Consider the following 24,063-nt stretch of genomic DNA (forward strand, 5'->3'; position numbering starts at 1 on the left):
AAAATGCCAAGTGTTAAACTTCCCAGAAAAAGTACCGATACGGACATGACGCCCTTCGTGGATGTGGCGTTCCTGATCCTGTCGTTCTTCATGCTGGCGACCAAATTCAAGCCGCCGGAGCCGGTAGAGATCACGACGCCCAACTCGGTGTCGACGGTCAAGATCGGCGAGCACGATGCGATCCTGGTGGAGATGGACCCTAAGGGACGCGTTTTCTTCGACTTCCAGCCGAAGGACTCCCCCGGTGAAAGCAAAAAATACGACCTCATCAAAAACCTCAACAACGCCCGCAACCTGGGCCTGACCGAGGCCGAGATGCGCGAGTTTGCCAAGCCCGGCCCCATCGGCGTTCCCTTTGCCAACGTAAAGCAGGTGCTGTCCGGCCAGGCCCCGAACCCGGCCACCTGGCCCGGCATCCCGGTGAAAGACTCGGCCAACAACGAGCTCCAGTTCTGGATCCGCGACGCCGTGACCCTCCTCGCCGGCAAGCAGGTGGACTACATGATCAAAGGCGACAACTCCTCCAAGTACCCCGACTTCAAGCACGTACTCGAGGCGTTCAAGCGCAACGACATCTACAAGTTCAAACTCGTGACGATGCCCGAGGAAGCGCCCCCCGGCAGCCCGCTGGCTACGGAGCGTACCTCTGGTAAGGCCGAGTAAACCCGAAACAATCATCTTTTAAACGCAAACAATATGGCAAGTGTAGATACCGGTGGAGATAGTGGCCATAAGAAAGGCCCAGGCGTCAAGAAAGCGAAGAAGCTGTCTACCCGCGTAGACATGACGCCGATGGTGGACCTGGGCTTCCTGCTGATCACGTTCTTCATCTTCACCACGACGATGAGCACGCCCGCCGCCATGTCGCTGTTCATGCCCAAGGATACCGATAAGCCCGAGGAGCAGAACAAGGCCAAGGAATCCGGTGCGCTGACCATCCTGCTGGGCACCAACAACCACGTGTACTACTACGAGGGCCAGCTCGACAACACGGCCTCGAACTTCAAGACCTCTTCCTTCGACCCGGAGAAAGGGATCCGTTCGGTGATCATGCACAAGAAGCGCACGACGCCTCCCGAGGACATCGTGATCGTGATCAAGCCCAACGAGCAAGCCTCGTACAAGAATACCGTGGATATCCTGGATGAGATGACGATCGCCAACATCAAGCGATTCGCGCTGATCGACATCACCCCCCAGGAAAACCAGCTGGTGCACGCCACCGAAGGCACCCCGATGCCGCCGGCCGGCCAATAATTATGGTACCAATGTTGTGGAATGCGCTTCGGACGCGCATCTCACTAAAAACAAAAACAACTAATGGAAGCAAATAAAATTCTGAGTGCCGATCTCCTGGACATTGTCTTTGAGAACCGGAACAAGGAGTACGGAGCCTATGAGCTGCGCCGGGCTTACAACAAGCGCATCACCACGGCCTTGCTGGCCACGGCTGCGCTGCTCATCCTGGGCCTCTTGGCTTCGTTCATCTCCAAGCAGCTCAATTCCGGCCCCGCCGAGATCGAGGTGAAAGAAGTGGAGCTGGCCAAGGTAGAGCAGCCGGAAGAGAAAAAGCCGGAGCCCCCCCCGCCGCCGCCGCCGAAGACCGAGCCGCCCCCGAAAGTGGAAATGACCAAGTTCACCCCGCCCAAGATCGTGAAAGACGAAGAGGTGAAGAAGGAAGACATTCCGCCGGAAGTGGAAAAGCTGCAGGACACCAAGATCGACGTGGTCAACCAGGAAGGCGTGAAGAACGACGTAGCCGTTCCGCCCGTGGATGATAACAAAGGTGTAGTAGCCGCTCCCAAAGACGAGACGAACTACGACCAGACCTTCACCAAGGTGGAAGTGGATGCCGGTCAGCCGGGCAACTGGAGCTCTTACCTCCAGCGTACCCTGCAGGCCCCGGGCGATGCGCCTCCGGGACAGTACACCATCAAGGTGCGCTTCGTGGTAGACAAGGAAGGTAACGTTAGCGATGTGGAAGCCCTCAACGACCCCGGTTACGGTATGGCTGAAGAAGCAGTCCGCGCCGTGAAAAAGGGTCCGAAATGGACGCCCGCCATCCAGAACGGCCGCCAGGTAAAAGCCTATCGCACGCAGCCGATCACGTTCCTCATCTCCGAGTAAATCACTCTCCAGGAAATAATAAAGCCCCGTCCATTGGATGGGGTTTTTTCGTTCAAGTAGTGAAGTCGGAAGTGGGAAATCGGAAACGGGTTGCTCTGTGGCTGCGAGCTTGCCCACCTTTACCGTCATTGCGAGGAAGGCGGCGTGAAGCGCCGACTGACGAAGCAATCTCTTACAAGTTTAGTCTCCAGTCATTTGGAGCCGCAGAGCCAGCCGGCAAGAGATTGCTTCGGAGCCTTCCGCTTTCAGCGTCCGGCTCCTCGCAATGACGAACCAATGGTTTTGACTTCGCACTTCCGACTGCTAAACCTTCGCGGCGTAAATTTGCGCCATGCTCAACAAGCTTTCCGGTTGGTCCGACACCATCGTAGCCCTGGCTACACCGCCCGGCATCGGTGCCATCGGTGTTATCCGCCTCAGTGGCCCGCAGGCCCTGGCGATCGCCAACCGGTTGTTTCCTGCCAAGGACCTCGAAGCCCAGCGCTCCCACAGCCTCCACGTGGGCATCCTGCGGCGCAACGACGAAGACCTCGACGAGGCCGTCGTATCGCTGTTCAAGGCCCCGCGCTCGTACACGGGGGAGCACGTGGTGGAGCTGTCCTGCCACGGGTCGCCTTTTGTGCAGGGCCGCATCATCGAAGCCTGTATCGCCGAGGGCGCGCGTCTCGCCAAGCCGGGTGAGTTCACGCAGCGGGCCTTTCTCAACGGCAAGCTCGATCTCGCGCAGGCAGAGTCGGTCGCCGACCTCATTGCGGCCAACACGGCGGCATCAGCCCGCACTGCGCTGCAGCATATCCGCGGCGGCTTTTCCCGAGCGCTCTCCGAGCTGCGTGAGCACCTGCTGCAATTCTCCGCGCTCATTGAGCTCGAGCTGGATTTTTCGCAGGAAGATGTAGAGTTTGCCGACCGCTCGCGCCTCCGGACGCTGCTCCAGGACGCGCGCGTACTTACGGGACAGCTTATCGAATCATTCCGTCTCGGCAACGTCGTGCGCAACGGTGTGTCGGTGGCCATCATCGGGCGGCCCAATGCCGGCAAGAGTACACTGCTCAACGCGCTGCTCAACGAAGAGCGCGCCATCGTAAGCGAGATCGCCGGTACCACCCGCGATACGATCGAAGAGGAGCTCAATATCGACGGGATCATCTTCCGCCTCATCGATACCGCCGGTATCCGCAGTCATACGGCCGACGTGATCGAAAGCGCGGGTATTGAGAAGAGCCGGCAGAAACTGCAGGGAGCCGATCTCGTTCTGTTCCTGTTCGATGCGCTGCAGACGTCGCCCGTAGAACTACGGGAGCTTGAAAGCGAGCTGCCGCACGAGGGGAAGGCCTGGCTGTCGGTAGCCAACAAGGTTGATGCGGCCGATGAAGCGAGCCTGCGGGCGCGCTGGCAGGAGCGTAGTGACTTGATTTTCCTGTCGGCAAGAGACCGGCGCGGTCTCGATACACTCAAGAAGGCAATGGTCGATCGCGTGCTGGCCGGCTCGACGCAAACAGAGAACGTGGTTGTTACCAATGCACGGCACCACGCAGCCCTTCTTGAGGTGCAGCGCTCCGTGCAGGAGGTGCTCGACGGCCTCGACAGTGGCCTTCCCGGCGACCTCATCGCGCTCGACATCCGTCGCTGCCTGCACTTCCTCGGGGAGATCACCGGTGAGATCACGAACGAGGACCAGCTCGATTATATCTTCAGCAAATTCTGTATCGGGAAGTAACCGGGATTTCCGATAGTTGGTTATAGTAGTTAGATAGTTGCTTTTTCTCTTATTATCAGCAAGTTATACGTGTATGACTTGCTTTTTTTATACTTATCACGGCTTTTAGTATCCAAATTCTTGTTGTGATGTTGGTTACTACTTGAAAAAGTCGGGACTTTATAGCGTCAATCCAGAGACGAAATGATACGGAATGATACAGTATGATACGGATTGATACAAAATGATACATTAAGACAAGTATGAGCAGCAACATTCGGATTGCAAAGACCTGCGAATTCTGTAAAACGGAGTTCATCGCTAGGAAGACTACTTCAAAAACATGTTCTGACGCTTGCGCAAAGCGATTATACAAGCTAAAACAAAGGGGAGAGAAGATACAGTCGGTTCAATTACAAGAAGAAGCTAGGAGAAAGCCGAATCGTTTCACCAGCGAAGGAGAAATTCTTGCAATCCAAGCAAAGGAAAACTTGAATCTTAGGGAGGCCGCGTTTCTATTAAATGTCTCGCCGCTTACGCTTAGGCGTTGGACGCTTTCAGGTAAAGTGGCTTCACAGAAAGTTGGCAAAAAGCACGTTTTCTTACAATTGCACATAAAAAGTTTGGTTCAAGCTACAACGATTTCATTTTCAGGATCATAGTAACAGTCGGATGCTAAAATGTTTGGCTTTTCCACATATTGTGGAGAAAGAATACTCCTAAAATATTTAGCGGAAAAGCATTTATTATTAAATTGCGTAGGTGCCTTCGGGTATGATGCGCCAAGTATAATTACCTAGGGCGTGCATGAAAAGTGGGCATCTATCAACTATGAAACTAACAAACACTGACTTAACGAACTTTGTCAACAGGATAAAACTCAAGCGGGACAATATGCCAAAGTTCCGTACACAGGTCACGAATCTTCAAGAAGATCTTGAAAAACATATCAATGAAGATCAGTCAACTGGTATTAAAGTTACCAAAGTAATAATAGCCGGTTCCTGGAAAAAGGGTACCATCCTTCGTGCGACAGGCGCAAATCCAATCGATATCGATTTGGTGCTATATGTTGAAGGTGGTGAGAATCTTCAAGATGACCTCGAGGGTCTTCATGATAAAGTTGTCGAATACCTAGAGAAGATATATCCAACAAAAGATATCTCCAGAGATGTAGATGCCTCTGGTAAAACGCGGTCTATCAAAATCAAGTTTACCGGAACGGGACTTGAAGTAGATATCGTACCGGTAGTCCCAGTTGATGGTCAGTCTGAGTACGTATGGCAACCTCAGCGGGGTGGTGGCGGTGGTAAATATATTACTAGCGTGACCAAGCAGTTAGATTTTGCCAGAGATAGGCGGGCCGGAAATACAAGCTATACAGCTATTGTACGTGCGCTAAAATGGTGGAGAAACTATAAAGAGCTTGACCAACTCTCTTCATTTGTAATTGAACTTATAGTTTCGTATTTGGAGATTGAAAAAGGTGTCGAGAAAAACATAGAAGAAGGCATTATCCGCTTTTTCAAGTTAGTAAGCGATCCAAGCTTTCCTACTATCAGCTTTAAGAATAGTATAGGCTACATTCCCTATCCAACGCCAAACATCTTCGTTGCTGATCCCACAAACAAGGAAAACAATGCTGCAAAGAAAATAGACGATATTAATTGGCCCGAAGTTAAATCCGAGGCTAACGACGCATTTGAGACTTTGAGTATCGCTCAATCAAAAAATTATACAGGAGACACGATTGCCGAGTGGAAGAGTGTTTTCGGTCCTTATTTTAACATAAACGAGGAGGAATAATGTCATACGGAACATTCACATCAACCTTTACAGTCGTTGATATTCGGAAAGCTTTTGAAGGATTCGAAGCAGATTTGCGGATGATCGCAAGGAGGACGGAAAAATGGACGCAATCTTATGTTGAAGATGTTTTTCATGACATAATTAAGCTTGCAGAAAGCAAATATCTGCGCCGCGTAAGTATTTCATTACAAGATGCTGACGGCGTTGTAATTCAAGCGACGCGATTTACTGTAAATGACTCTGGAACCGCAATTTCAGGTGCTCGTGCTGGTGGCAACGACTGGCCATGTCAACCCAATACTTCATTAACCGTAACATTGGAATATACTTCTGCTTGGTTTTCATTGTCAGAGGATGCTCGAACATCCTTCAGAAGGAACAATAGCTTCAAGATTAATTGGTCTCCAAGTAGTCTAAATACCGAATTTCCGCATTTAGCAAAACAAAGCGCCCAAACCTACGCGAGTAACGGGTATCAATTGGAGAAAGATAATTTTAAATGAGCATGAATCAAGATAGCATTTTCGATAACATCGTAGAGTTGCCCAGTACTGATGTAGAGAACAGGACTAAGAACCTGATAGGTTTTGAAAGTAGATTCAATCGAGTACATAATAATCTAAAATTATTACTTGATCAAGACGGACTAACTGCGTGGAGCAAGAGGAAGCACGGAGTCGAATTGCCTTTATTGGAGGTAATAGCAGATCGCTATCCATTGATACTGCTGGTTGGTGACGCTGGAACAGGTAAAACGGCATCGGCAGAGGCAATTGCCAATCGTATGGTGAAAGAATTAGGCAAACAGGGCTTCTTTCTAAAACTAAGTACGAAAGTTCGGGGCGAAGGGTTGCATGGGCAAATGGGTGGGCTGGTTAATTCAGCATTTGAACGTTTGAAGCACGAAGCAGGTAAAAAGCGTCTTGCTTTCTTGTTTATCGATGAGGCAGATGCAATTGCAACTACTCGCTCAACTCTGCAAATGCATCAAGAGGAGAAAGCTGCTGTCAATACTTTGATACAAAAGATTGATGAGGTGCGTGGGCTAAAAGGGCGCGCTGTCGTGTTCATGGCTACTAATCGGCTGCATTTTATAGACGAGGCAATCCTGAGGCGAGCGACAATAATAATGGAGTTTGAGCGCCCAGACCTAGAGGAGCGCACAGAGTTATTGGCAAAGGCGCTTAAAGGTTCTTCGATTAGTGATAACGAAATAAGGAAACTAGCGGAGCTGACTGGATCAGATGCAAACAATGGACTGGGATTTTCATTTTCTGATATATCGCTTAGGATCTTGCCGGAAGCCGTCGCAAAGAGCTTTCCTGATAATCCGATTACATTCCAAACGGTAAAAGAAGTAATTGCGCAGGTTAAACCAAGTCCTAAGATTCTATGAGACGGAGATTAGCGGAGATATTTGTTGTGGCTAGTGGTATTGGATTAATTACCTATTTGCTGCTAACACAAGATACGGCAAATCCGTGGCCTGCAGTATTTGTCGCAGTACTTGTAAATATCATTACAACTCCACTGTATGTTGTTTTAGTTGAGACGCTTTTCGCGTTAAAAAACTTCGATTTAATTTATAAAACCAAAATCAGATACCGAAATCAAGACGTTCGTATGTCAATCTCGTATCTGTTTCGGATAAAAAGTTGTGGCAAGTATCTTCTTGTAAAAAACCGTAAAGGAAATTTTTATCAATTGGTAGGAGGAGCTTACAAGGCTTTGGAAGGAGCCCAAGCCACTTTTTATAAATATGACGTTAAGCCAGATAGAAGATTCCATACGGACCATGGAATTGCTAAGAACGATTTGCGATTTCGTGTTCCTGGACGTAATGTTTTAAATATGATCCGTTGGTTTAACTCAAAGGAAAATAGAGAAATATCCCAATGGAGAGAGTTTTGCGAGGAATTACTTACAACAAATATTATCGACGATAAGCATGCATTTAGATACATTGACTACTTGTATGTTACTACGATACAGACTCCTATTCAAAAAGCGCGAAACATTGATTGTCAAGAAATTTTGATTTTCGAGATTTTCGATCTAGTGCCTAATGACGAGCAGGCGAAGGTTCTTGAAGATTTGTGTGTTAAAGGTGATACTGAATTGATTAAATGGGCAGATGAAAAGTTAATCCAAACGCTAGGGTTCGATGAGCGTACCATGGAAATAGAATATGAGATCGGCCCCCATACTAAATGGGCCATCAATAAGAAATATTCTGCTGAAAAGTAGTATGAAGTTCTGTTCGGTTTTTTCCAGCTAACACCTTCATTATTAAGATGCTAAAGCTTGGATGTTTTCAAGTGAAATTGAATAGTCATTCTATTATTATTTCAACATATTTTTTAAGGTAAACTGTTGCCTAGAGTAATTTTCGGTCGGAATGTTAGTGTCACAATTAGTAACAAAATAAAAAGTGACACTATGAAAGTATATCTCTTAAAACGCAAAGGCCAACTGTCAAAGGAAAACGCCGCATCCGGGCGTGCTCGGAAAATCAGCCTCTATCTTGTCTATTATTTCGGGCCGGATCAAAAGCGGGAATATCAGTTCCTTGATCTATTCCTCTACGATAAGCCAAAGAATCAGATCGAAAAGGATCATAACAAGCAAACGGAGTCTCTGGCCAAGTCAATTCAAGCCCAACGGATACTCGATAGCCAGAACGCTAATTATGGTTTTGTAAGCCAGGATAAGGGAAAGGTTGGCGTGTTGGTTTATTTCAAGCAGCTTGTTGATAAGAAGTTCGACTCTATTGGCAATCATGGGAACTGGCTGAGCACCTACCAACATTTGTCAGATTTTGTGAATGGGAAAGATGTTCGGCTGGATCAAATAGATGAAAAGTTCCTCGAAGCATTCAAAGAATATCTGCTTGCTTGTAAAGTTAGAAAAGGGATTAAGTTTCAACGGCTGAATCGCAATACAGCATTGTCGTATTTCAACAAATTAAGAGCTGCTCTGAGAGAAGCATATATCAACAAACTGATAAAGGAAAATCCGGCTTTGCGGGTTAAATGTATAAAAGGGCAGCAGGTTCACCGGGAATTTCTGACAGTGGAGGAGTTGAAGGTTTTGGCGAATACAAGTTGTGAGGATCCGATTTTGGCCAAAGCCTTTCTTTTTGGATCGCTTACTGGATTAAGGTTTTCTGATATAAAGAACCTGAAATGGGGACAGATTAGAGAATCGAAAGAGCATGGACTTTACATTCAATACATACAGAAGAAGACCAAGAAGCCGGAAATTCTGCCTGTTTCGGAGAATGCACTGAAGCTGATAGGAATGCGGGGTGAGCAGGAGGATTTGGTGTTCAGCAACCTGCAATACAGTGCACATCGAAACAAAATGCTTCAAGAGTGGGTGAAAAAGGCAGGCATTGACAAGAAGATATCCTTCCATTGCTCCCGACACACTCAAGCAGTAATGCAATTGTCTCTCGGCACAGATGTCTTTACCGTATCGAAGCTATTGGGACATCAGAATATCAAGACAACTATGCACTACTTGCACATTGTTGACAAAACGAAGAAGGATGCAGTAAGCAAAATGCCGGCTTTGATCTAAAGAGTCTAAATATGTAGATGTGTAAGGAGCAGAAATGCTCCTTTTTTTATGTTACGCTTTCCTATATAGCGGCTATAGGCAATATTCTGTAACTCGACACCATTTTCATTTTGAAGCGCTCTATTGAGAAGCGTAAGCTAAATAAAGAGCATTCAGATGTATTACTAAATACAGTGATATCCAATATAATTTAAGTTAACCCTCCTTAAAGTCAAAATATCTAGATGATCTTGTATTACTGTATATACTATATAGAAAATACAGCTTTGATCTCATAATCACAACATATATGGTTGCTCATTATACTAAACAGCTAAGGACCTTCTTTCTCAAATATTTTGCATTCAAATTCAAAATATGAACAAGATTATTGAAGAGCTGAGGCGAATCCAATTGCTGCTAACCTGCCAAAAGGAGATGCTTAATCTTGAAGAGTTCTGTAGCTATACAGGCTTTTCAAAGCAACACGCCTACCACTTGACGAGCAACGGGAAAATCAAATTTTACAGGCCGTCAGGTAAAATGATTTATTTCCGATTGGACGAAGTGAATGAATTCTTAATGCAAAATCCGGTCAAGCCAACAAAGAAGGCTGCTTAAAAATTGACTTATGCCAAGCGTACCAGAGATTTTGCAGAAGACAAATGGAGGACTGGAAATTTTTCAAATTTTAGTGCCTTACCTTGAAATGGATCCGGTCAAAAAGAAAAACGTCCGGAATGTAGACAGCCCTATTAGTCCTGGGGAAGGTTGTTTTAGCGTTTACTTCAACGAGAAGAAGAAGCGGTATCTTTTTTACGACCATCATACCAAGGAGTGGGGCGATATCTTTAGATTCGTCGCTACCCTGTATAAACTTGACGAAAAGGCAGACTTTCCTTCTATTATAGCTATGATCGAAAATCTGCAAAACGGCACAAGCGTTGTTGAGGACAATTCAATTGAGACCTATGTGTGCGATGTTCAAAAATCTTACCTAACGCTTTTCAATGAGAGAACATCCGGTAAGTATGAGCACTTCTTTCTAGCAGCGCTCCCATTTTTGACTGAGAAGCCAAAATACCCAGTTCAACTAGTTCACTCATTCAATATTCCAGAACGGGATGCTTTCTTTCAGTTTGACGTAACAAATCCTATGGAAGCCTTTTATTCACTGGAAATTCGGAAAGGACAATTTTATCTATTGTATAATCCTTGGACAAAAAAACTTCATAAATGGGGTTATGAGCCAGAATTCTATTTCTATGGGCAAGAGCATTTGTATAATGGTGTTCTTTCAGAAAATATCTGTCTTCGCAAGAGTCTTATTGCCACAAATACAATTGATGGGCTTTTGTTTTTGCAGGAAAACCATTTCGCTTGCATCGGGTTTCTATTCGGAGAAGAATTGCCGAATCAAGCAGTTGCAGAAGCGGTAATGCCAAATTTTGAGAATTATCATCTCTTAGGCGATTATACAAGCAAGAACCGCGAGCAATACAGTTCTTTAGCTTACTCAGGATTCGAGCCAATAAGATCTCGCTATCCTGAACTTGGCAAATTTCTAATTGAATCTGATGCACTAGACCGAATCTTTAATCACCTGCAATTCGATCTCTCTTTTCAATATGAAGGGAAAAAATCTGCGGTGAGGCAAATTCCCTTTGAAGATCTCGAGTTGCTAGAATATTACGTGGCATAAGAAAATCAAAAATTTAAGAGTGCCGCCGGGGTAATTTCCAATGCAGTTGCTAGTGCTTTCACGGTAGAAATCGTAGTATTTACTTTCCCAGTCTCAATTCGGTAGACTTGCATAGCCTCAATATTCGCATAGGCAGCTAGGGTTTCGCGGGAATATTTCCGCTGAAGCCTTAGCTTTTTTAGGTTTTCACCAAATGCCTTGATGAATTGCTCATCGCGAATGTTGTTCACATCCGCAAGGAAAAATTATAACATGTATGTGAACATAACATGTATGTTATGTCGAGAAAGAAAGTATTTTTAGTCGGGGTAAGTAATAATGCAACCAAACTAAACCTAAATCAGAAAATGAAGCATTCGTTAAAGAAGTTAACTGCTGTAATTCTCGTCGTTATCTTTTGTTCTTGTACTTCTAGCCCACTTTTAGGTAAGAAGCTATACACTCTAAATGCTAACCTGGACAGAGGAACGGTTGAAGAATATGAGTTGGATTTTATTTCAGGGGAGCAAGTGCAACTCACACAAACTGTTTATTGCAATTCATTTGAATGTGTCGAAGCCAAGAGTGGAACTAAGTCTATCGTAAAACATTACACCTATTCGAATGACATCTTGCAACTTGAAGGCGCTTCCGAAGGTTATAAATTAGAATTGGGGGAATCTGGTGAGGCAAAAACGGGTGACGGCTTTATAATTTACAACAGTTCGGTAGCCGGAGCAACACAAGACGAAAAAAAGAAGCGACTGATGGATGTATTGCAAGGGAATTCTGCATTAGTTAGAGTATTTCTGCGAATCTTAAATAATAAGGCTCCACAGGGGCTTATAGAGAAAAGGGGCGATCGTTTAATCTTCAATACGGATAGCGCCCAACCGGCTTCAAGCCGGTCGACTGAATATAATTCTTCGGCTTCTGCTTTATTTGGTTTAAATACACCAAGTGAGCTCATAGAACATTTCGGACAGGAAAACGTAAAGAAACGTGCTGCTGGAGGCTTTGAAGGGCAAAATATGGGCTATGAGTATTGTGCTTTTGAAGGAACAATTAAAGAATCTGTATTTTATTTTGCGGGGGATCGTTTGGATATTATCAGGATCAAAAGGAAGGCGTCATTTTGGGTACTTCCTTATAATTTGAAAATCGGCATGAGTCCCGCAGATGTACAGAAAATCAATGAGCGAGAGTTTTTGATAAATAGCTTAGAAACAGATGCAGATGGTTTGGTGCTAAATTGGAAGGGAGGAAAACTTGAAAACTGCAACATATCTGTTCAATTTGCCGCCACTGGCAAATCATTATCAAATGACGATTATGATGTTGCCTTGTCTGAAATGGAGAGCAGTGATGTACGGATCAAAAAATTGGGTTTGGTTATCAAGGAAATAACTATTAGTAATCCGCTCACTAATTGAGTTCTTGGTTTTATCTAAAAGCAAGACTGGTCTACCAGGAAAGCAGATAGTCGTAAAAATCTACTCACTCGCATGCGGCGGTAGGCCTTTGTATCTGGACACATAAGCTGCTTCTATCTGCGCTGCGAAAGTGTCAAGCCTAAGAGGTGAGTTGGGATTTGGTATTTCAGTGTTGATTAGCCCTGTCGCCGGATCCCAAATAACTAAGCTAATCGCTTCCGCCTTGTAAACGGGATCTTCGACGCTTGTTCGACGCGTTAGTCGCTCAAGTGTTTGAATGATAGCTGCTAAACGGTTTCCGTTAATGCAGGGGCTTGGGATAGCCACAAGGAAAGCAACCACGGCATGTGGAAACCTGCTGTGTACTGTAGTGGCTTCCGTAGCAAGGTCATTGATCATGTTCTGCCAGTTCTTTCCAACGCTTTTAGAGTCATTTAAGGTCTTAGAATCAAAAGCGAAACGAATTCCATCTGGTCGATAACCAACATCAAAGTTTTGTGGACGCACGCCGCCTACTATGCGTACAGGTCCCACTTCTACACTATCAGGCAGATCGGGTTTTAGAGCATTAGAATTTACTTGTGTAACCACTGGGATATTTCCCAACATTGCCGCCAGCGCTCGGCCGACTGCTAAATCAAAAACTTGACCTAATTGGCCTGAAGAATTTGGAGGTGTGCGGCTAAGGCTTTGGCCATTAGCTAACCAGGCTTGACCAAACGCATGTAACGTTTCGTCCAAAATATTAATAGGAGGCATCGGCTGAAGTGCTGCCATATTTTATTCCGAATTCATTTTTAACCGGCTACCTCTGAAGAAATTACAGGGTAACGAATTCTAGTTGAGTGCAAATGAATCGCCTTTTCTGAAAAAACAATAATTGACACCGTAATAATTTCTAACATTTTGTTACTAAATTACTATCAATACTAAAAAAATTAGCTGACATTTGTTGTGTGTTGCTTATTGGGATTAGTGTGTTAAGATGAAAGCAGTAAAAAGGGATGAGACGGTCCGAATAGAGCTAGTAGCTTTATTATCAATTTATTAAAACGAAGAATAGTGCATGCAAACGAAAGTTGATAAAAAAGTTGCAGATAAGCTACGTGGTGGTTATTATACTCCTAAGCCTATTGCAGAATTCATTTGCAAATGGGGCATTACGAGTATTGCCGAGCGTGTATTAGAGCCCAGTTGTGGGGATGGGAACTTTATTGAGGCAGCAATCAAACGATTTCTTGAATTGGGGGCTCAAAGGGAGCTTATTTATGGACACATAAAGGGGGTAGAGTTTCTTGAAAGCGAAGCAGCTAAGGCGAAAATGCGAGCTGGTTCCTTTGGCGTAAATTCTGATACGATTATTAACTCTGATTTTTTTGAGTTTCTAGAAAGTGCTAGTGGTCAGAATGCGTACGATGTGATCCTGGGTAACCCTCCATTTATCCGCTATCAAAACTTCCCGCCGGAGCATAGAGAACGGGCGTTCTCTATGATGAAGGAGATGGGATTGAATCCCAATAAGCTTACTAATATCTGGGTGCCATTTCTTGTGCTTTCTGCCAACGCTCTAAATAAAAGCGGGAAGTTAGGAATGGTTATTCCTGCAGAACTTTTTCAGGTGAAATATGCGGCAGAAACAAGAGTCTTCCTTTCAAAGTTTTTTCCGCGTATCACTATCATAACATTCAAGAAACTAGTGTTCAGTGATATACAGCAAGAGGTAGTTTTGCTTCTTTGTGAGAAGGATGTGGAACAAAGTCGTGGAATACGAGTTGTGGAACTTGATACTCTCGATGATTTATCCAAATTAAAGGTGGAGGAAATACACCGTTCGAAGGTGAAAACATTAGACCATAGCTCTGAGAAGTGGACTAAATACTTTTTGGAGGAGGAGGAAATTGATCTTCTACGGCGCGTAAAAGGAGATTCAAGGATTGGTGCTTGTAAAGACTTTATGAGTGTTGACGTTGGGATTGTCACTGGAAGGAACGACTTTTTCATGCTCTCAAGGCATCAAGTAGAGCAGTGGGGCCTCGAACAGTATACACAGAAAGTCGTAAGTCGGTCCGCACACCTAAAAGGCTTGTTATTCACTGAAGCCGACTTTACGTCCAACTTAGAAGCTGATTTGACTTGTTATCTTTTCATTCCTCCTAATGTTGATTTTGAAGAACTTCCGGAGGCTTGTAAGAAGTATATCCTTTTTGGTGAAGCACAAGGGTATAATACCGGATATAAGTGCCGAATTCGGAAACGTTGGTATATAACACCCTCGCTTCGTAGGCCCAATGCATTTGCACTACGCCAAGTAGGTGATTATCCAAAGCTTATAGTTAATGAAACCGATGCTTCTTCTACTGATACTATTCATCGAGCATCGATCAATAAAGGTTATTGTCAAAAAAGCGTAGCACTTTCTTTTTTGAACTCGATGACATTTGCTTTTTCTGAAATTCTTGGTAGGAGTTATGGCGGAGGGGTTTTAACGTTCGAGCCAACTGAGATTGAAGAAATCCCTTTGCCATTTTTTGAGGGACCAATGGTAGACTTCGGGGAAGTAGATAAGATGTTAAGGGAAAAACGTATTGACGAGGTGCTGGATTTGAACGACCAAGCTATTTTAGTTGAGAGGCTTGGATTTAAAAAGAAAGATGTGCTTCTATTGCGAAGTATTTGGAAGAAGTTGTCTGACAGGCGAAATGGAAGGAAGTTATAAGCAGGCATACTATATGCTTTTTGCTGTCACAGATGCAGGCATGTATAATGCCTGCATTTTTATATGTCTTCAACAAGTTTGGGAGCAATAGGGTGTCAGTTTCTAAGGCAACTTTCATATTTTGCGTTTCGAATTTTGCTATTTGCAAATGACCTAAACTAATTGTATGGACACCATTGAATTCCATAAATCTACTGCTAGAGAATTATTAGCAATCAAGGACAGAGTTCGGAATCTGATAAAGCATTGGGGAGAAGACGGTAGGTATAAAGAAGCCGTTCTAAAAACGATGATTCAACGCTTCTTGCCAGAGAGGCTTAGGATTGGAAGTGGATTCGTGATTAGGCAGACGAGAGAAAGAGGCAATCATGAGCCTTCTAAACAGATTGATCTAATTATATACGATAGCGCCTATCCGGTACTATTTAAAGAGAATGATTTTGTGATTTTAACGGCTGACTCTGTTCTGGGTATTATAGAGGTAAAGGCAAATGCTACAAATCAAGGGCTACAAAAGGTTATTAGCCAAGCTAATGAAAATGGGCGATTCATTTATCAAGCACGAGTAAATGATGACAAGCCTTTGTTTAACGGGGTATTTTCCTATAACTCGACAGTTAATGAGTTGGATCCTATTGTAAATGCAATCAAGGAGCCTTGGGAACGGCTTGGTGAAAATCGTCAGAACTTTTGCGTTAATCATATTGCATTGAATCAAGATTGGTTTTACAAATTTTGGGGTCAAGAATTGCAGAATAATCAACATCCGCATTTTATTTACGAGATAAATGAACTTTCGTTCTCTTTCTTTATATCGAACTTAATTGATTGGATAAGTGGGACGTCAGTTATTGAAAATAGTAATCTGTGGTTTCCAGTCGATAAAGCCATTCAGGTAAGAAACACCTTTTGAGAAACTAGTTAGATTCTTTTGTAATAGAATGTTATGAACGTGCAAAGTTTTGATCTGTATAAGATTGATGAAGAGAAAGAGAGCCAACTTTTCAAGTCAGCGTATGTGTTTTTCGACACTTCATCATTACTTGACTTCTACTATTTTTCGGAACACTCAAGGAACGAGATTTTTGAGAAGATATTCAAGGCTTTAGCTGGCCGTTTGTGGATAACTCAGCAAACTGAGTTCGAATTCTTGAAAAATAGAGAGAAGGTGTTTAGCAAGCCAATCGATACTTATGAGAGCTTAAAGAGTAAGACGAAAGGCAGTAAGGATGGCGGCCATCTTGAGGAAATCGAAGGTATTACAAAAATGCTCACTAAGGCTTTAAGAGGTGATATGCTAGGACAATTGAAAACACTAAAGGAAAAGACTTCTAAAAGTGATAAACATCCATTTTTAGAAGGTGTTGATTTTGATTCATTTGAGAAAGAGACAAAGAGTGTAGATCAGACATTAGCTAGCTATTGTAACGTGGTTAGTAATTTCAGAAAAACTGTTGAAGAGAAAATAGAAAGTCAGAAAAGTCTACTTCAACAAACGTTATCAAATGATACTTTGCTGTCATTATTAGGGCATGCCTTTAATTCTACGAAGCCATCTTCTTACACCGAAATAATGACAATTGTCGAAGAGGGTGAAATAAGGTTTCGAAACTCTATTCCCCCAGGATATCTTGACTATGATAACAAGGAAGGGTTTCAAAAATTCGGCGATTTGATTTCTTGGAAGCAGTTGTTGTCAAAGTGTAAAGAAGATAAGAAGGATGTGGTGCTTGTTATCAATGACATGAAAGGTGATTGGTGGAACTTAGATGGCAACGATAACGTAAAGACTCCTAGATATGAATTAGTTAAAGAGGTTAATGATGAAGCGGGGCAACTCTTTTGGATGTATAATATTAGTACGTTTATTCACAAGGCCGGTTTGTATTTGCAAGCCATGATAGAGGCTGGCGTCATTGAAGATGTCAAAAACGTAACTCAGCCTAAGACTCGTGAAACGATTGAAAATGAAATTAAGGATGAATTGATCGATGAGTTGTCTAGGTGTGAAACTTTTGCTGATGCCCGAGCTTTATTAGTTCAGTTGTCTAATTATGATACTTTTACTGATCAGCAAATAAATGATTTAGTTGCTGCTTGCTATAATAACAATCAGATTTATTGGATTCGTTTCGATACTGATATCAGGGAAATGATTTCTGATATTATCGTTCCTAATAGAGATCGCATTAATCCTTCCCATTTGCCGGATTTTGACTCATTGTACGGCTATACAGCAGTTCAGTAGGTTTGGAGTGAAAACTTAAAGATCTTTTCAAATTAGAAAGACTGTTTAGAAAGCCGATAAATCGTTTCTATCGCGAAGTTTGTTACTAATTGGTCACAATTTTGGATAGAAGCCACCATTTTTCGCTGAGTTTTACTTTCTGTATCGGGAAATAAGCAACGACTTCCCCGGAATTCCGGATGTGTTCACGCGCTGTCCCTTTTGATTTCCGGAGGCTTTCGATGGCACGATTCTTTTGCCTTACTATCCTTGCTAACCAGACACCCGACTACATGAACGCCGAAAGAACAGCTTACTAGCAGAGATACTACAAGAGCTTCGGCAATCGATGCAACAGCATTCAGCGCACAACAGCAACGCACTTTAATGGTCTGGACCCTGGTTAACGAAACTATCGTTTCACCCTAAACCCCAGGCGATGTACCTCAACAAACAAGCTGCAGGAGTCTTCAACAGGCTATTTGTCAGCCATGCGAAAACCGATTCCGTTCAAGACAATCCGGTACGACGCCTCGACTGGGTCGACTGTGCCAAGGGCATCTGTATCATTCTCGTGGTGATGTTTCACTCCACGCATGCTGTTGAAGAATCGATGGGCCGGCAGGGCTACATCGATTACCTCGTGGCCTTCGCGAAACCCTTTCGCATGCCCGACTTTTTCCTGATCTCGGGGCTCTTCCTCGCGCGTGTTATCGATCGCAACTGGCGATATTACCTCGACAAGAAAGTGGTTCACTTCGCTTACTTCTACGCGATATGGGTCACGATACACTTCCTGGTGAAAGCGCCCGAAACAATGGCCCAGGCAGGTGCGCGCGGCACGTTCTTCCTGTACCTGCAGACGTTTATCCAGCCGCTGGGAACGCTATGGTTCATCTACCTCCTCGCGGTATTCTTCGTCATTGGCAAGCTCCTGCGCCGGGTTCGCCCGGTACTCGTTTTTACAGTGGCGGCGGTGCTCCAGGTGTTACCGATCGAAACAGGCTCCATCATCATTGACCAAACCGCCGAGCGTTTTGTTTTCTTCTTTACCGGCTATTTGCTGGCGCCGAAGATCTTTGCCCTCGCCGCTGCCGTTCAGGCAAAGCCCCGTATCGCCATGATCCTGTTGGTCGTCTGGGCCGTTGGCAATGGGGCGGTTGTCTTTGCCGGGTATGGCGACAAGCCCTTTGTATCACTGCTCCTCGGCTTCGTGGGTGCTGCTGCGGTGGTAACCATATCGGCGCTCCTGTCGCGGGTAACGCTGGCTAACCCCTTGCGGTATTGCGGGCGCAATTCGATCATCGTCTACCTCGGATTTTTCCTCCCCGCGCACGCTACGCGACTTCTGCTCGTTCACAGTGGCATCGCCAACAATGTAGACCTGCTGGCCATCGCCGTAACGACCGCGGGTGTGGTGGGCCCACTTGTTCTCCGGCAACTCGTGCGCAACAACTTCCTGTCCTTCCTCTTTGTGCGACCGGCCCGCTACTCGCTGCTCAAGCCCAAGCCCGAGCCACCGGGCGCAGAGCAGCCACTGGCGTCGGTTGCCGCCTAAGGCGGAATGATTGCCGGTATTTCCAACGTACGAATGAGCCGGTCGGACTCCTGCAATGCTCCCTGTTTGATAGGGCAACGGGGCCGTATACTTTGCCCTACGCGGGCCACAGAGCCGGAAATACGAGGCTCCGGTCTTTTGGCACGGTAATCGAATATCTGTTGTTGCTAACCTATTTAAAACACCTTCTTTTTTCTTCCCGGCTTCAGCGCTTCAGTACTTGCTGAAGTGGCTTGTTGCAGATGGCCGAAGCCAGCGACGGCGTCAGTGATCGTCCTGCCGGTGGCCTCATCGGCGTAAGCCCGGGCAACAGGATCCTGCATCGTCGCAGTGTTGTAACACAGGCGATGACCTGCCTCCATTTTGTCTTCCGTAAATTCTTAAGAAACGAACCGCGCATACGGCGCGGTTTCGCAGTTACTAGCCGAGCATGGCGTGGGAGACCGTGTACAGGGTGGCGAGGAGCGCCACGCATTTCCAGCAATTGAGTTGCTTGTTCATAGGGTTTGCTTTTAGCTACTAAAGTTACCCACCGCTGCAGATAAAGAACGTTAAACCGCTGAGCCCGGTCTTCGCTGCCGTCGCTAGCTGTCGCCTCCTGTTTGCAGGGGCACGTGCACGGCCATCGGGGCTTGCTCGCCGTCCATTTTGGCGCTGCCGGAGAGGGGGAAGAGCAGCGTAACGGTCGTGCCTACACCGGGCTGGCTGTCGAGGCGTATCGTGCCGCCGTGGTGATCCATGATCTTGTGGCACAGAGCCAGCCCGATACCGCGGCCGCTGTCGTTGTGCAGGCGGCGGAACAGCTCCGAGGCCTGGCCGGCATACGCAGGGTCGAAGCCGCGGCCATCATCGCGGAAGCGGAGCCGCAGGTAGTCGATATAGTCATAGCGATCTTCCATATGCCGGAAGCGGTTTTGCTGCAGCACTTCGGCAAACACTTCCACCCGTGCCGAATCGGGCTGCGACCGAAAGCGGACGGCGTTGTTGAGGATCTCGTAGAGCATCCAGCTGGCCTGCTCGCGGTCGGCTTCGAAGCGAACACTGGGGATGGACTCAACACGCAGGCTGACGCCTTCGTGATCGCTTTCAACACGCGCGGCCGCGGCGCGGAGCATCGGCTCAAATTCGATGGGCTGGCAGCGCAGCGTGGCCTCACTGAGCCACACGTATTGCTGCAGTCCGTGAATGATATCGCGCAGCTGGCCCGATACGCGGCGCACCTTCTCGAGGATCGGGCTCCGGACAGCGTCGGCGCTTTCGTCGAGGAGCATGTCGGCAAATACCAGCAGCTTGCGCATCGGCTCCTGCAGGTCGTGCGTAACGACGCGGCTGAATTGGCGGAGCTCGCTGTTCTGCTGCTTCACCCGCTCGATCTGGCGATCGAGCTCGGTGCTTTGCTCCTGCAGTGATTGCTTCGCTTCGAGCAGCATCGTGTTTTCGCGCAGCGCCGCCTCCGCGGTTTTGCGTGCGGCGATAAGCTCCTCTTCGAATTCCTTGCGGTGCCGCACCACGATACCGGCATAATGGATCACCGGCGATGCGCCGTCGTGACGCTCCGCATTCAGCAGCACCGGGAGGTCTTCACCGCTTTGGGTGCGCAGGTGCAGGAAGATCTCTTCGGCATATCCCTGCATTTTCAGCAGCGGGTACAGATGCGTTTGCTGGAAGATGCGCGATGCGAGCGGGAGAAAGTGGTCGCAGCGGCGGCCTACCAGATCGGTTGCCGCATAGCCAAGCCGCCGGCACAGCGCTCCATTTACGGCAAGGACTGTACCGTCGTCGCTCGTGACAAAGTTGAGGCAGGGACCTTCGGGCAGCTGCGTTTCCATCAGACGGCGGTTGACAGGTATTCCCTGATGAGATGAATGGTTTCGGCGGGCTCGCTCATATGGGGGCAGTGCCCGGTGGCCTTCATAACCCGCAGCGTGCTGTTGGGGAGTGTTGCCGCCAGGTAGTCGCCGACCTCAAGCGGTGCGATGATGTCGTCGGTGCATTGCAGCAGCAGCGACGGAACGGGCGCCTGCTTCAGGTCTTTGCGGTTATCGGAAAAAAAGGTGGCCTCGGCGAAGCGGCGGGCAATGCCGGGGTCGGTGGAGCAGAAGCTTTCGGCAAGCTCGGTGCCGAGCTCGGGGCGATCGCTGTGGCCCATGATGGCGGGCGCCAGGAAGTTGGCCCAGCCGATATAATTCTGGTCCATGGTCCGCAGCAGGCCTTCGATGTCCTTGCGCTCAAAGCCACCGGTGTAGCCTGCGTCGTTGATATAGCAGGGCGAGGGGCCGACCATGATCAGCCGCTCGAAGTAGCGCGCATCGGTATTGGCCGCGAGCAGGCCGATCATCGACGATACGGAATGCCCGACAAAGATGACGTCGCGCAGGTTGAGCGTCTCGCAGATGTCGAGCACGTCCTGCGCATAGCCCTGCAGGCTGGCGTAGCGCTCCGGGTTGTAGGCCGAGATGTCGGACTTGCCCGCGCCTACATAATCGAACAGGATGATCTTGTATTCTTTTTCGAACTCCGGAGTGAGGTAGCGCCACATATTCTGGTCGCAGCCGAAGCCATGGGCAAAAAGCATCGGCTGGCTGCCTTCGCCAAATACATGGACGTTGTTACGTTTTATTACGGACGTATTCATTGGGATTGTTAAGGGTAAGGGTGGTATAGTACCTTGCTAAGTTAAACATTGGCCGGCAAACAGCTTCGGGATTTGCCATTCCGTAACTTTACCGAAATAGCCGGAATCCCTTCGGAACCAATTGCACATGGATCTCACCCAGCCCGCCACATCGTTTCGCTTCCTACAGGCCGGCGGCCGTATGGCTGAGCGTATCCGCGACTTCGATTGGTCCGGTCACCCGCTAGGCCCGGTAGACGAGTGGCCGCTGCTGCTCCGCACCTCGCTAAGCATCTGTCTCAACGCCAGCTTTCCTATTGCGATCTACTGGGGTCCAGACCTCCTCCTGCTTTACAACGATGCCTGGAGCTCTATTCCCGGCGACAAGCATCCCTGGTCGCTCGGACGGCCGGCGCGCGAGGTATGGCCCGACATCTGGGACACCGTGGGCCCGCAGTTCGAGGCGGTCCTTTCCGAAGGCCGCTCCTTCCGCGCTGTCGACGCGTTTCTGCCGATGCACCGCTTCGGGTTTACGGAAGAAACCTATTTCGAGTATAGCCTTTCGCCGATCCTGCAACCCGACGGCACCGTAGCCGGTGTGTTCAATGCGGGCATCGAGACGACCTACCGTATCATCAACGAGCGGCGCAACCGCTTCCTCCACGACCTCGTGCACCAGCTCGCAACGGCGCGCACCGAAAGCGACGTCTACGACCGTGCGATCGCCGTGCTGGCGACCATTCCCATCTCCGTTCCATTTGCCCTGGTGTATTCGCTGCAGCCGGGTGCGGCACCGAAGCTGGAACGCAGCACCGGTGTTCCCGAAGGCGCAGTCATCCCGGAGGGGCTCTGGCCCTTCGATGCCGTGCTGCAAAACGGCAAGCCACAGGAGCTCCTGCTCGACAGCGAAGAGATCCGCAGCTGGCCCGGCTATTGGCCCGAGCCGAGCCGCGAAGCCTTCCTGCTTCCGCTTACGCGTGGCGGCGAGGACATCTGCGGCTTCCTGCTCTGCGCATCCAGCCCGCGCCGTCCCTTTGATGACGGGTACCGGCAGTTTCTCGGCAGCATCGCCATGCATATCGGCGGCGCGCTGACCCATACGGCAGCCCTCGAAAAAGAGGAACTCGCCCGGGTGCGGCTGGCGCGAAGCGAGGATAACCTGCGCCGGCTCTTCATGCAGGCGCCGATGGGCATTTGCATTCTCAGCGGCGAAGATTTTTACGTGGAGCTGGTCAACGATGCGTACCTCGCCATTGTGCAGCGGAGCCGCGAAGCCTTCGAGCACCGGCCTCTCTGGGAGGGCCTTCCCGAAGTACGCAACCAGGGCTTCGACGAGATCCTGAAAAACGTATTGCGAAGCGGGAAGCCGTATATCGGCCGCGAAACATCAGTCAGCATTCACCGCAATGGTATCGAAGAAACGATCTACGTAGACTTTGTATACGAGCCGCTGCGCGAGCAGGACGGCACCTTTACCCGCCTGCTGGCGCTGGTGATCGACGTAACCGACAAGGTGCTTGCGCGGCACGCCATTGAGGTTGCCGGCGAGCGGGCAAGGCTTGCTATTGAGTCGGCGGATCTCGGCACCTTCGACGTCAACCTCGAGACCAACGAGATCGTGGCCTCGCCGCGGATGTCCGATATCATGGGTGTGGCCCACTCGGCCGAGCGCGAAGCCTATGTACGCAGCATTCACCCCGATGACCGCCCCGTGCGTGCCGCCGCCTACGAACGTGCGTACAAGGATGGCTATCTCAATTACGAAGGCCGCGTGCTGCGCGACGACGGCAGTACCCGCTGGTGCCGCTTCCGCGGACGTGTATTCTTCGAAGACGCAAAACCGGTGCAGCTGCTGGGCGTGGTGCAGGATATCACCGAGATAAAGGAATTCGCCGCCGAGCTCACGCGGCAGGTGGAAGAGCGCACGCAGGCCCTAGAACGGCGCAATGCCGAACTTGAGCAGTTTGCCTACGTGTCGAGCCACGACCTTCAGGAGCCATTGCGGAAGATCCGCATGTTTGCCGATTATATCCGCGAGCATGAATACGACCAGCTGAGCGAACTGTCGCGCAGCCGTTTTGAAAAGATCACCGCCTCCGCCGAGCGTATGAGCCGCTCGCTTCGCGACCTCCTCGAGTATGCCTCGCTCGACCGCGTGGAGCAGCGCGAGGAAGTGGACCTCAACGAAGTGCTGCTGCAGGTGCGCCAGGACCTCGAGTTGCTCATTACCCAGAAGGGTGCCGTCATCAGCTCCGGCAAGTTGCCCGTGATCCGGGCGATACCGCTGCAGATGCACCAGCTGCTGTATAACCTGGTAAATAACGCGCTGAAATTCTCGCGCGCCGACCGGCCGCCGCGGATCGATATCAGCTGCCGCATTGTGCGCGAGGAAGCAAAGGACTTTTACGAGATCCGAGTGTCCGACAACGGCATCGGCTTTTCGCCGGTGCACGCCCAGAAGATCTTCACGATCTTCCAGCGGCTCCACGACCGTGCCTCCTATGGCGGATCCGGTATCGGGCTCGCCCTCTGCAAGAAGGTGGCCGAGAACCATGGCGGCAGCATCCGCGCCGAGGGGCGGCCGGACGAAGGTGCGACGTTTATCGTGCTGCTCCCGGTAGATACCGCTGCGCGCTAGCCT

The 24,063-nt window shown here is 48.2% G+C and carries 23 protein-coding genes; 18 read left to right on the forward strand and 5 right to left on the reverse strand.

The genetic code is table 11. The features are described 5' to 3' along the window. The first annotated feature begins 3 nt into the window (after positions 1–3). The 12 genes from ACYU7Z_RS16150 (at position 4) to ACYU7Z_RS16205 (ending at position 10,895) form a co-directional block, all read left to right on the forward strand. Positions 4–663: an ExbD/TolR family protein gene (locus ACYU7Z_RS16150; protein ID WP_460572343.1), complete on the forward strand. Its 660-nt coding sequence runs from the start codon at positions 4–6 to the stop codon at positions 661–663. A gap of 33 nt (positions 664–696) precedes the next feature. Further along, positions 697–1,257, forward strand: a complete 561-nt coding sequence (locus ACYU7Z_RS16155; protein WP_460572345.1) for an ExbD/TolR family protein — start codon at positions 697–699, stop codon at positions 1,255–1,257. Between the two features lie 63 nt (positions 1,258–1,320). Further along, on the forward strand, positions 1,321–2,127 hold the full coding sequence (locus tag ACYU7Z_RS16160; protein ID WP_460572347.1) for an energy transducer TonB: 807 nt from the start codon (positions 1,321–1,323) through the stop codon (positions 2,125–2,127). Positions 2,128–2,458: 331 nt separating this feature from the next. Continuing rightward, a complete protein-coding gene (gene mnmE / locus ACYU7Z_RS16165) occupies positions 2,459–3,844 on the forward strand; it encodes a tRNA modification GTPase (protein ID WP_460572349.1) in 1,386 nt (461 codons plus the stop codon). 242 nt (positions 3,845–4,086) lie between these two features. Continuing rightward, complete coding sequence (locus tag ACYU7Z_RS16170) at positions 4,087–4,485, forward strand: MerR family transcriptional regulator (RefSeq protein WP_460572350.1); 399 nt, start codon at positions 4,087–4,089, stop codon at positions 4,483–4,485. Positions 4,486–4,654: 169 nt separating this feature from the next. After that, complete coding sequence (locus ACYU7Z_RS16175; RefSeq protein WP_460572351.1) at positions 4,655–5,629, forward strand: CBASS oligonucleotide cyclase; 975 nt, start codon at positions 4,655–4,657, stop codon at positions 5,627–5,629. Further along, positions 5,629–6,135, forward strand: a complete 507-nt coding sequence (locus tag ACYU7Z_RS16180) for an HORMA-1 domain-containing protein (RefSeq protein ID WP_460572352.1) — start codon at positions 5,629–5,631, stop codon at positions 6,133–6,135. The genes ACYU7Z_RS16175 and ACYU7Z_RS16180 overlap by 1 nt, the downstream gene beginning before the upstream one ends. A gap of 2 nt (positions 6,136–6,137) precedes the next feature. Next, a complete protein-coding gene (locus ACYU7Z_RS16185; RefSeq protein WP_460572353.1) occupies positions 6,138–7,028 on the forward strand; it encodes an AAA family ATPase in 891 nt (296 codons plus the stop codon). Then, the gene (locus tag ACYU7Z_RS16190) at positions 7,025–7,879 is read left to right on the forward strand and encodes an SMODS-associated NUDIX domain-containing protein (RefSeq protein WP_460572354.1); all 855 of its coding nucleotides are present in this window, start codon (positions 7,025–7,027) and stop codon (positions 7,877–7,879) included. The genes ACYU7Z_RS16185 and ACYU7Z_RS16190 overlap by 4 nt, the downstream gene beginning before the upstream one ends. Positions 7,880–8,071: 192 nt before the next feature. Then, positions 8,072–9,214, forward strand: coding sequence for a tyrosine-type recombinase/integrase (locus ACYU7Z_RS16195; protein ID WP_460572355.1), 1,143 nt, complete (start codon positions 8,072–8,074; stop codon positions 9,212–9,214). 357 nt (positions 9,215–9,571) lie between these two features. After that, positions 9,572–9,814 (forward strand): helix-turn-helix domain-containing protein, encoded by a 243-nt coding sequence (locus ACYU7Z_RS16200; RefSeq protein ID WP_460572356.1) that lies wholly within the window; start codon positions 9,572–9,574, stop codon positions 9,812–9,814. Between the two features lie 10 nt (positions 9,815–9,824). Next, on the forward strand, positions 9,825–10,895 hold the full coding sequence (locus tag ACYU7Z_RS16205) for a hypothetical protein (RefSeq protein ID WP_460572357.1): 1,071 nt from the start codon (positions 9,825–9,827) through the stop codon (positions 10,893–10,895). Positions 10,896–10,900: 5 nt separating this feature from the next. Here ACYU7Z_RS16205 and ACYU7Z_RS16210 read toward each other — a convergent pair whose 3' ends face one another. Further along, a complete protein-coding gene (locus tag ACYU7Z_RS16210) occupies positions 10,901–11,125 on the reverse strand; it encodes a helix-turn-helix domain-containing protein (RefSeq protein ID WP_460572358.1) in 225 nt (74 codons plus the stop codon). A gap of 48 nt (positions 11,126–11,173) precedes the next feature. On the opposite strand from ACYU7Z_RS16210, the gene ACYU7Z_RS16215 reads away from it, so the two are divergent. Further along, a complete protein-coding gene (locus ACYU7Z_RS16215) occupies positions 11,174–12,307 on the forward strand; it encodes a hypothetical protein (protein WP_460572359.1) in 1,134 nt (377 codons plus the stop codon). 60 nt (positions 12,308–12,367) lie between these two features. Here ACYU7Z_RS16215 and ACYU7Z_RS16220 read toward each other — a convergent pair whose 3' ends face one another. Continuing rightward, positions 12,368–13,084 carry a hypothetical protein gene (locus ACYU7Z_RS16220; RefSeq protein WP_460572360.1) on the reverse strand — a complete coding sequence of 239 codons (717 nt, stop codon included), beginning with the start codon at positions 13,082–13,084 and terminating at the stop codon, positions 12,368–12,370. A 289-nt stretch (positions 13,085–13,373) separates the two neighbouring features. Here ACYU7Z_RS16220 and ACYU7Z_RS16225 point away from each other — a divergent pair, with 289 nt between their 5' ends. The 4 genes from ACYU7Z_RS16225 to ACYU7Z_RS16240 all read left to right on the forward strand — a co-directional run bounded on the left by ACYU7Z_RS16225 (position 13,374) and on the right by ACYU7Z_RS16240 (position 18,808). Beyond that, positions 13,374–15,023 (forward strand): class I SAM-dependent methyltransferase, encoded by a 1,650-nt coding sequence (locus ACYU7Z_RS16225; RefSeq protein WP_460572361.1) that lies wholly within the window; start codon positions 13,374–13,376, stop codon positions 15,021–15,023. Positions 15,024–15,189: 166 nt separating this feature from the next. Further along, a complete protein-coding gene (locus ACYU7Z_RS16230) occupies positions 15,190–15,936 on the forward strand; it encodes a DUF6602 domain-containing protein (protein ID WP_460572362.1) in 747 nt (248 codons plus the stop codon). 33 nt (positions 15,937–15,969) lie between these two features. Further along, positions 15,970–17,271 carry a PIN-like domain-containing protein gene (locus ACYU7Z_RS16235; protein WP_460572363.1) on the forward strand — a complete coding sequence of 434 codons (1,302 nt, stop codon included), beginning with the start codon at positions 15,970–15,972 and terminating at the stop codon, positions 17,269–17,271. Positions 17,272–17,689: 418 nt separating this feature from the next. Beyond that, positions 17,690–18,808: an acyltransferase family protein gene (locus tag ACYU7Z_RS16240; RefSeq protein WP_460572364.1), complete on the forward strand. Its 1,119-nt coding sequence runs from the start codon at positions 17,690–17,692 to the stop codon at positions 18,806–18,808. 176 nt (positions 18,809–18,984) lie between these two features. Here the strand turns inward: ACYU7Z_RS16240 and ACYU7Z_RS16245 are convergent, their stop codons facing one another. The 3 genes from ACYU7Z_RS16245 to ACYU7Z_RS16255 all read right to left on the reverse strand — a co-directional run bounded on the left by ACYU7Z_RS16245 (position 18,985) and on the right by ACYU7Z_RS16255 (position 21,443). Next, on the reverse strand, positions 18,985–19,131 hold the full coding sequence (locus ACYU7Z_RS16245; RefSeq protein WP_460572365.1) for a hypothetical protein: 147 nt from the start codon (positions 19,129–19,131) through the stop codon (positions 18,985–18,987). A gap of 261 nt (positions 19,132–19,392) precedes the next feature. Continuing rightward, positions 19,393–20,637, reverse strand: a complete 1,245-nt coding sequence (locus ACYU7Z_RS16250; RefSeq protein ID WP_460572366.1) for an ATP-binding protein — start codon at positions 20,635–20,637, stop codon at positions 19,393–19,395. After that, positions 20,637–21,443 carry an alpha/beta fold hydrolase gene (locus tag ACYU7Z_RS16255; RefSeq protein WP_460572367.1) on the reverse strand — a complete coding sequence of 269 codons (807 nt, stop codon included), beginning with the start codon at positions 21,441–21,443 and terminating at the stop codon, positions 20,637–20,639. Before ACYU7Z_RS16255 ends, ACYU7Z_RS16250 begins: the two co-directional genes overlap by 1 nt. 127 nt (positions 21,444–21,570) lie before the next feature. On the opposite strand from ACYU7Z_RS16255, the gene ACYU7Z_RS16260 reads away from it, so the two are divergent. Beyond that, complete coding sequence (locus ACYU7Z_RS16260) at positions 21,571–24,060, forward strand: ATP-binding protein (RefSeq protein WP_460572369.1); 2,490 nt, start codon at positions 21,571–21,573, stop codon at positions 24,058–24,060. Positions 24,061–24,063: the final 3 nt, after the last annotated feature.

The organism is Flaviaestuariibacter terrae (assembly GCF_054777635.1).

What these genes read in the sequence shown, in the direction of transcription:
- ACYU7Z_RS16150 (WP_460572343.1), top strand. Translation starts at nt 4, where the DNA reads ATGCCAAGTGTTAAACTTCCCAGAAAAAGTACCGATACGGACATGACG.
- ACYU7Z_RS16155 (WP_460572345.1), top strand. Translation starts at nt 697, where the DNA reads ATGGCAAGTGTAGATACCGGTGGAGATAGTGGCCATAAGAAAGGCCCA.
- ACYU7Z_RS16160 (WP_460572347.1), top strand. Translation starts at nt 1,321, where the DNA reads ATGGAAGCAAATAAAATTCTGAGTGCCGATCTCCTGGACATTGTCTTT.
- mnmE (WP_460572349.1), top strand. Translation starts at nt 2,459, where the DNA reads ATGCTCAACAAGCTTTCCGGTTGGTCCGACACCATCGTAGCCCTGGCT.
- ACYU7Z_RS16170 (WP_460572350.1), top strand. Translation starts at nt 4,087, where the DNA reads ATGAGCAGCAACATTCGGATTGCAAAGACCTGCGAATTCTGTAAAACG.
- ACYU7Z_RS16175 (WP_460572351.1), top strand. Translation starts at nt 4,655, where the DNA reads ATGAAACTAACAAACACTGACTTAACGAACTTTGTCAACAGGATAAAA.
- ACYU7Z_RS16180 (WP_460572352.1), top strand. Translation starts at nt 5,629, where the DNA reads ATGTCATACGGAACATTCACATCAACCTTTACAGTCGTTGATATTCGG.
- ACYU7Z_RS16185 (WP_460572353.1), top strand. Translation starts at nt 6,138, where the DNA reads ATGAATCAAGATAGCATTTTCGATAACATCGTAGAGTTGCCCAGTACT.
- ACYU7Z_RS16190 (WP_460572354.1), top strand. Translation starts at nt 7,025, where the DNA reads ATGAGACGGAGATTAGCGGAGATATTTGTTGTGGCTAGTGGTATTGGA.
- ACYU7Z_RS16195 (WP_460572355.1), top strand. Translation starts at nt 8,072, where the DNA reads ATGAAAGTATATCTCTTAAAACGCAAAGGCCAACTGTCAAAGGAAAAC.
- ACYU7Z_RS16200 (WP_460572356.1), top strand. Translation starts at nt 9,572, where the DNA reads ATGAACAAGATTATTGAAGAGCTGAGGCGAATCCAATTGCTGCTAACC.
- ACYU7Z_RS16205 (WP_460572357.1), top strand. Translation starts at nt 9,825, where the DNA reads ATGCCAAGCGTACCAGAGATTTTGCAGAAGACAAATGGAGGACTGGAA.
- ACYU7Z_RS16215 (WP_460572359.1), top strand. Translation starts at nt 11,174, where the DNA reads ATGTCGAGAAAGAAAGTATTTTTAGTCGGGGTAAGTAATAATGCAACC.
- ACYU7Z_RS16220 (WP_460572360.1), bottom strand. Translation starts at nt 13,084, where the DNA reads ATGGCAGCACTTCAGCCGATGCCTCCTATTAATATTTTGGACGAAACG.
- ACYU7Z_RS16225 (WP_460572361.1), top strand. Translation starts at nt 13,374, where the DNA reads ATGCAAACGAAAGTTGATAAAAAAGTTGCAGATAAGCTACGTGGTGGT.
- ACYU7Z_RS16230 (WP_460572362.1), top strand. Translation starts at nt 15,190, where the DNA reads ATGGACACCATTGAATTCCATAAATCTACTGCTAGAGAATTATTAGCA.
- ACYU7Z_RS16235 (WP_460572363.1), top strand. Translation starts at nt 15,970, where the DNA reads ATGAACGTGCAAAGTTTTGATCTGTATAAGATTGATGAAGAGAAAGAG.
- ACYU7Z_RS16240 (WP_460572364.1), top strand. Translation starts at nt 17,690, where the DNA reads ATGTACCTCAACAAACAAGCTGCAGGAGTCTTCAACAGGCTATTTGTC.
- ACYU7Z_RS16245 (WP_460572365.1), bottom strand. Translation starts at nt 19,131, where the DNA reads ATGCAGGATCCTGTTGCCCGGGCTTACGCCGATGAGGCCACCGGCAGG.
- ACYU7Z_RS16250 (WP_460572366.1), bottom strand. Translation starts at nt 20,637, where the DNA reads ATGGAAACGCAGCTGCCCGAAGGTCCCTGCCTCAACTTTGTCACGAGC.
- ACYU7Z_RS16255 (WP_460572367.1), bottom strand. Translation starts at nt 21,443, where the DNA reads ATGAATACGTCCGTAATAAAACGTAACAACGTCCATGTATTTGGCGAA.
- ACYU7Z_RS16260 (WP_460572369.1), top strand. Translation starts at nt 21,571, where the DNA reads ATGGATCTCACCCAGCCCGCCACATCGTTTCGCTTCCTACAGGCCGGC.